Raw genomic sequence first — 7,035 nt, forward strand, 5'->3', positions numbered from 1 at the left:
GGATTTCCGAAGTTTAAGAAAAAGGGTAAAAAAGACAGTTTCTATTTAGATGGAACTATTAAAATTCTGCAAGGAAACTATATCAAATTACCCAGAATAGGAATAGTAAAAACTTATGAAATCTTATCTTCTGTACCAGTAAAAAATGTCAGGATATCCAAACGGGCAGGTAATTGGTATATCAGTTTTAAATATGATTTGGAATTAGGACTATTAGCCCATCCTAAGTCACGAGCTGTTATAGGTGTAGATGTAGGCATAAATGCTCTAGCAACTTGTAGCGATGGAACAAAATTTGCCAACGTCAAAGCTTATAAGCAAGCCAAAAAACGACTAACTCGTTATCAACGGCGTGTTAGCAAAAAAGAGCCAGGCTCAAAAAATAGAGCCAAAGCCGTAAAAAGACTAGGTAAAGCTCACAAAAAAGTAGCTGACATCAGAGCTAACACACTTCATAAACTGACAAAATGGTTAGCTAAAAACCACAGCACCATAGTAATAGAAGTATGACAATGTAAGTGGAATGCTCAAAAAGCGGTGCGACCCCGCGACGACGATAGTCGCACCTGGTAGCGCACCAAGAGATCATAAACTAGCAAGTGCCATAGCAGATTGTGGTTTTTATGAGTTTAAGCGTCAACTTATATACAAGTGTGAGTGGTATAGCAGTTCAGTAGTGATAGCAGATAGATTTTATCCAAGTTCTCAAATATGTTCTCATTGTGGGCATCAACAGAAAATGCCTTTACAAGAGAGAACTTATAATTGTGCTAACTGTGGATTTCAAGCTGACAGAGACTTTAATGCTGCTGTCAACCTAGAAAACTATGTTTGGGAGTAGGTGAAGTTCTCACCGATTTTAAGCCTGCTCTCGAAGATAAGTTGCAGACTGCGGTCAGTGGTCTTCAGTGTTTGCGCAGCATTGCGTCAGCAAAACAGGAAGCTAGCTCCAAAGCTCATGCAATTATGCTTTGGGTAAGTTTGGGTAAGTTTAGTAGAACGGTTGAGTACCAAGATACATGGAGTAGTAGATGCTCTGGGTAATCCTACTAATTTTTTTTACTACTGGTCAAGCATCGGACTTGGATGGGGCAGATGTAGTATTACCGATGGTAAAAGCGGAAGCAGTATTAGGGGAAAAAGCTGATGATGCTCAGGAGCGGGTGCCAATCGCCTTTGACCCACAGAGGAATAGAAGTAGTGATTTCCCCGAAAAAAAAACTGCGCGTGAACTGCGTAATTATGATCAGATATTGTACAAAGCAGGTCTATGAATCGAAAATTTCTTTGCCAAACTCAAAGAGTATCCAGCGTTGGCTCCGCCTAGTGGCAGCTATATCGCTACTAGATACGATCAACGTTCGGTTAACTTCCTGGGAGGGATTTATTTGGTAGCCTCAGTCATTTTATACCAAGCGTGAAAAAATAATGTTACGAATAGTAAGAGGAATAAAAAGACTTTTCAGAATATTCCCTTTGACAAAAAAGATGACTTCCGACCTAAAAAATGGTATTGAAGCCCTTCCCATACGACTCCTGACTCCTGACTTCCCCTCCACCGGAGGGGTTAGGGGTGGGTTGACTCCTAAGAAATATCCTAACTATTTGTAGCAAACATTTATCAATTTGGTATTATGAGCATAGCGATTGCCATCGACCTAGAGCATACAATACCCCTACTTGTCAATTTTTTAATTGATGACACGCCCTAATAAAAGGCAGTTTTTTTATAAATATTTATAAATAGATGATAGTAAGGAGTAGGGTAGAATTTCATACGATTTTCCTTTCTCCTTACTCCCGAAGGAGGGATTATATAACTATATTTAACTCTCTATCCCTACCTCCTTACTCTTCCATATCTTCTGGGTCTATATCTTCTGTTTCTTCTGCATCTATTTCTTCCATATCTTCTATTTCTTCTGTTTCAGTGGCAGGAACTAAAGCTACTTCTGCGATGGTATCTGCGTCATCTAGTTTTTGTACCCTTACTCCTGTAGCACTACGAGATTGAATCGAAATAGCGTCAACTGCTTGACGAATAATAATTCCGCGAGTAGTAATCATTATTAATTCTTCAGTTTCGTTGACTATTCGTAAAGAAGCTAATTTATCTTGTTTCCGTTTCTTCTTCTTAAACTTAGTAGCAATGCGACCTTTTCCACCTCGGTTTTGTAAGGTAAATTGAGAAACTGGCACCCGCTTTCCATAACCACCAGTAGTAATAACTAATGCCCACGGACCACTATTATTAACTGATGTAGTTTCTTCAGTTTCTTCCTCTTCTATTTCTCCATTTTCTAGTTCTAATTCTGCTTCTTCTAGCTCTAATTCTTCCTCATCAACATCAGCAATTTTATCTAAAATTGAACTGGGTAAAATATCCATACTAATTAACTCATCATCTTCGATCAGTTTCATAGATTTTACCCCTCTAGTATTACGACCCAAAGAACGTAATTGCTTATTATCTGTTCTAAAGTGAATTGCCATCCCAGAACTAGAAGCAATAATCACACTATCATCAACTTTCGCTCTTCTTACCCATCTTAATTGGTCGCCTTCGGCAAGAGAAATAGCTATTAATCCATTAGAACGAATATTAGAAAATGCTGATAAAGGTGTTTTTTTAATATATCCACCTTTGGTCAACATTACTAAAAATTCATCATCAGTAAATTCTGAAACTGCCACTATAGAAGTTACTTTTTCATCTCGTGGAATAGGTAACATTTGTACCACTGGTACGCCCCGTGCTATACGAGAACCAATAGGAATTTGATAAGCATTTAGACAATAAACAACACCTCTTTGAGTAAAGAATAAAATACTATCATGGTCACAACAACTGAGAAAATGTTCAACTCCATCATCATCTTTCATTTTCGTACCAGACTTACCACGAGTTGCTCGACTTTGAGCCTCAAAAGTATTAACTGGCATCCGTTTAATATAGCCTTGTTCTGTTAATAGAATAATTGCTTTTTCATTGGCAATTAAATCTGTATCATCTAGTTCACCTTCTGCTAGTTCAATGATAGTTATTCTCGGAGTAGCATAGCGTTCTTTGATTTCTAAAGCTTCAGTTTCAATAATTTCTAGAATTCGTTCCCGTTTAGCTAATATATCTTGCAAATCAGCAATTTTTAACAGTAATTCTTCGTGTTCTTGTTCAATTTTTTGTGCTTCTAATGCTGTTAATCTTCTTAACTGCATTTGTAAAATTGCATCTGATTGTACTTCAGATAAACCATGATTTTCAATTAGTTCTTGTTTGGCAGCAGGAGTATCTGCAGCCTGACGAATTAATTGAATAATTGCATCTAAATTGTCTAAAGCAATTAACAAACCTTGTAATAAATGGTCTCTTTCTTCAGCTTTTCGGAGTTCATATTGAGTCCTTCTCGTAATAGTTTCTATCCGAAAATCTAGGAATACTTCGAGATATTTTTTCAGCGTTAGTAACTGGGGTTCTGAATTTACTAATGCTAAAATATTAGCTCCAAAGTTTGCTTGTAGAGTGGTTTGTTTATAAAGATTATTGAGTACAACTCTAGGGTAAGCATCTCGTTTGAGTTCGATAACTACCCGCATTCCGTCGCGGTCGCTTTCATCCCTAATATCAGAAATGCCATCAATTTTTTTGTCATTAACCAGTTCAGCAATTTTTTCAATTAAAGCTGCTTTATTAGTTTGGTAAGGTAACTCTGTAACAATAATAGCTTCTTTGTCAGGGCGACCGCGCTGTTCGAGGGTTTCTATGGTGGCGACACCCCGCATAGTTATAGAACCACGACCGAGTGTGTAAGCATCGCGGATACCAGATTTTCCCAGAATTTGAGCCCCTGTAGGAAAATCAGGACCGGGAATGTAGTGCATTAACTCAGTATCAGTTATTTCTGGGTTTTCGATCAGTGCTAACAAACCATCAATAAGCTCCCCCAAATTGTGGGGAGGAATATTAGTTGCCATTCCCACTGCGATACCAGACGAACCATTGAGGAATAGTTGAGGAATGCGGGAGGGCAGTGCCAACGGTTCCTGTTGAGAACCATCAAAGTTATCAACAAAATCTACTGTTTCTGCATCAATATCCCGCAACATGGCATCAGAAGTGAGCGCTTGTAGACGACACTCTGTGTAACGCATAGCCGCAGGTGGGTCATTGTCTACAGAACCAAAATTACCGTGACCGTGGATGAGGGGCGATCGCATTGAGAAATCCTGAGCCATTCGCACCAAAGCATCGTACACCGCTGTATCGCCGTGGGGATGATACTTACCCAGCACTTCTCCCACAACACGAGCGCATTTACGGAAAGGGCGGTCTGCTGTTAACCCTAATTCGTTCATGGCATAGAGTATGCGACGATGCACGGGTTTGAGACCATCTCTAGTATCTGGTAATGCCCTACCTACGATTACACTCATGGCATATTCTAGGTATGATTGGGACATTTCATTACGGAGATCGGTCGGTACAATTCGTGACTCAGAAGTAGTCATACTAATGAAAAACTCCGTTAAATATATAATGAATTAGCAAAAAACCGACAAAATAGGATTTCCCCAGATTAAGTTCGGTGTATTTGCAAAATTATGCTGTTTACGTCTAAAATTATAGCATATTTCTTGTCTATTTTTGATAAAATTAATTCAAAAATGTCTTAGTATTTTCAGTTAGATTTAAAGTTCAAATATTGGTATGATGACAATAGACATCTCCACCAAAAGAGGGAACAGGGAATAGGGAACAGGGACCCACCCCTAGCCCCTCCCAGGAGGGGAATCATTGATGATTTATGGATAATAATTGATTTTATCTTGGATTTTTACGCCTATGTCTAATAGACCTCTTGCAAAAGTTTTAATTAAATCAACTCAAAATATGAAATCAACTATTCCCTATTCCCTATTCCATATTTCCTGACTTCTGCAAGAAGTCTAATAAAAAGTTTCATTTAATCAAAAAAAATCTAATATCTAAAATTAACTGATGATTTCTGTTATTTATTCCGATGAATTTCTCGAACACAAAACTGGTATGCTACACCCGGAGCGACCAGAACGTTTAACTGCAATTGTCAAAACTCTCAAAACTTTTCCTCACAATGGCCAATTGCAATGGCGATCGCCCACCCCGGTGCAACAACGTCATTCATCATTGATGACACTACTAGAAAAAGTTCACTCTCGCAGCCATATTCAAGCAGTAGCAGAAATAGCTAATCAAGGTGGCGGTTATTTGGATGGAGATACGCCAGTTTCTGCGAAAAGTTATGATGTGGCATTATTAGCGATAAGTGCTTGGTTAGATGGAGTCGATCTAGTATTAGCAAATGCCAATCCGGCGTTTGTGTTGGCGAGACCCCCTGGACATCATGCTGAAAGTAGACGAGGCATGGGATTTTGCTTATTTTCCAATGCGGCGATCGCAGCTCATTACGCTCTAGAGAAACCAGGTATTAACAAGGTCGCCATTCTAGACTGGGATGTGCATCACGGTAACGGTACTCAAGAAATTGTCGAAACCAACGAAAATATAGCCTACTGCTCCCTCCATCAATCTCCCTGTTATCCTGGCACTGGCTCTGCTGATGAACATGGTTTCCACAATAATGTACTAAATTTACCCATGTCACCAGGTACCACAATGGCAATTTATCAACCCACATTCGAGCAAAAAGTTGTACCCTTTTTAGCTAGCTTTCAACCAGATTTATTGATTGTTAGTGCTGGTTATGATGCTAACCGTGACGATCCATTAGCAGGTATTGCTCTCCAACCAGAAGACTATGGAGAATTTACAAAATATTGTTTGCAAATAACCCGCAAAATCTTATTTGGTTTAGAAGGTGGTTATGACCTACCTAGTTTATCTCAATCAGTAGTGGCAACAATTGAACGTTGTTTGTAGATTAATTCAGTTAGCCTCCTACCGGAAGAACTGTGTTAGCAGTTATCAGTACCTCCGGCAATAGGGAAGCTTTGAAGATGTAGGTAAGTTAAAGCGATCGAAGATTTCAAAATCAAACATTATCAGGACTTAAATTAAACGGACATGACATGATATTAATAATTATATTTTAACTGAGACTGGATTGATTCGCTACCACTCAATTAATTTGCAATTTTGTAATTCTCTAGGTTGTGTGGGTACTAACCACAAATCTAATCAAAACGCAAATTTTGTGTTTAAATGGTTAGTCCAGCCCACTTTTTTCAAGTAAACGTTATTTTGGTGACAATACGTCGGGATGCTAGGCCAGTTCCAACCTCTATTGTTCGGCATTAAACAGCCAAAGAGATTTGAAAAGCTAGTGTGCCGAACGTAAAAAGTTTAAATAACCGGGCGAAGCCAACTTTACATCTGATTGAAGAAGGAGACAGGAGACAGGAGACAGGAGACAGGAGAAAAATTACATGGGGATAGTCAACGACCTGCCGCTCCGCGTCTACGCTCCCCCAAGTAATTTTGAACACTCCAGTTGACGGTGGGGTATTAAACCCACAAAGAAAATGATAAATTGGTAGCTGAAGAAAATCAAGGCTTGCAATTAAAAATTGACCCTGGTTCTAAACAAACAGGCTTTGCAATGGTTACCCAAAGTGAAGAAGTTATCTTTGCAATGGTTTTAATCCATCGTGGTCAGTAAATCAAGAATGCTTTGGAGCGACGGCGAACTCTTCGTCGAGGTCGTCGTCGAAAAACTCGCTACCGTAAGTGCAGATTTTTCAACCGCAAACGAAACAAAGGATGGCTGCCACCAAGTTTCAGGCATCGGGTTTTGAGATCATGTCCGTTGGGGCGCGTTTGTGTAAAAGTTAGCGTGGATATCTACAGGAAATTTAAGTTTTTTTCTTACTCAATGGCCTTCCTGTTTGTTGCCTGTTGCCTTCCGGAGCTTTTGCCTGTTGCCTACCTTTTCTATACAATACCGATGCTACCGGACATGATATGACTGTAGAAACTTGGGTTAATAGACTTTGTAAACTAAGTCCGATAAGTAGTTTGACTATGGAATTGGTCAAGTT

The 7,035-nt window shown here is 39.1% G+C and carries 6 protein-coding genes and 1 pseudogene; 5 read left to right on the forward strand and 2 right to left on the reverse strand.

What is annotated here, in order from left to right:
* The 3 genes from F6K27_RS31700 to F6K27_RS31710 all read left to right on the forward strand — a co-directional run.
* On the forward strand, nt 1–510 hold a 510-nt coding region (locus F6K27_RS31700; protein WP_287279801.1), incomplete at its 5' end, for a transposase.
* 13 nt (nt 511–523) lie between these two features.
* Nucleotides 524–841 (forward strand): zinc ribbon domain-containing protein, encoded by a 318-nt coding sequence (locus F6K27_RS31705; RefSeq protein ID WP_287279800.1) that lies wholly within the window; start codon nt 524–526, stop codon nt 839–841.
* A 190-nt stretch (nt 842–1,031) separates the two neighbouring features.
* On the forward strand, nt 1,032–1,274 hold the full coding sequence (locus F6K27_RS31710; RefSeq protein ID WP_287279796.1) for a hypothetical protein: 243 nt from the start codon (nt 1,032–1,034) through the stop codon (nt 1,272–1,274).
* 574 nt (nt 1,275–1,848) lie between these two features.
* Here the strand turns inward: F6K27_RS31710 and gyrA are convergent.
* Nucleotides 1,849–4,506, reverse strand: a complete 2,658-nt coding sequence (gyrA, locus tag F6K27_RS31715; protein ID WP_287279794.1) for a DNA topoisomerase (ATP-hydrolyzing) subunit A — start codon at nt 4,504–4,506, stop codon at nt 1,849–1,851.
* A 490-nt stretch (nt 4,507–4,996) separates the two neighbouring features.
* On the opposite strand from gyrA, the gene F6K27_RS31720 reads away from it, so the two are divergent.
* Both F6K27_RS31720 and F6K27_RS31725 read left to right on the forward strand, forming a co-directional pair.
* A complete protein-coding gene (locus F6K27_RS31720) occupies nt 4,997–5,917 on the forward strand; it encodes a histone deacetylase (protein WP_124145542.1) in 921 nt (306 codons plus the stop codon).
* A gap of 610 nt (nt 5,918–6,527) precedes the next feature.
* A pseudogene (locus tag F6K27_RS31725) lies at nt 6,528–6,779 on the forward strand (RRXRR domain-containing protein); the annotation flags it as partial.
* A gap of 70 nt (nt 6,780–6,849) precedes the next feature.
* Here F6K27_RS31725 and F6K27_RS31730 read toward each other — a convergent pair.
* On the reverse strand, nt 6,850–7,035 hold a 186-nt coding region (locus tag F6K27_RS31730; RefSeq protein ID WP_287279792.1), incomplete at its 5' end, for a hypothetical protein.

Source organism: Okeania sp. SIO2F5 (assembly GCF_010692685.1).
GTDB classification, from domain to species: domain Bacteria; phylum Cyanobacteriota; class Cyanobacteriia; order Cyanobacteriales; family Microcoleaceae; genus Okeania; species Okeania hirsuta.

Excerpts from the sequence above, each read along its gene's own strand:
- F6K27_RS31710 (WP_287279796.1), top strand. The coding sequence starts at position 1,032 with ATGCTCTGGGTAATCCTACTAATTTTTTTTACTACTGGTCAAGCATCG.
- F6K27_RS31720 (WP_124145542.1), top strand. The coding sequence starts at position 4,997 with ATGATTTCTGTTATTTATTCCGATGAATTTCTCGAACACAAAACTGGT.
- gyrA (WP_287279794.1), bottom strand. The coding sequence starts at position 4,506 with ATGACTACTTCTGAGTCACGAATTGTACCGACCGATCTCCGTAATGAA.
- F6K27_RS31705 (WP_287279800.1), top strand. The coding sequence starts at position 524 with ATGCTCAAAAAGCGGTGCGACCCCGCGACGACGATAGTCGCACCTGGT.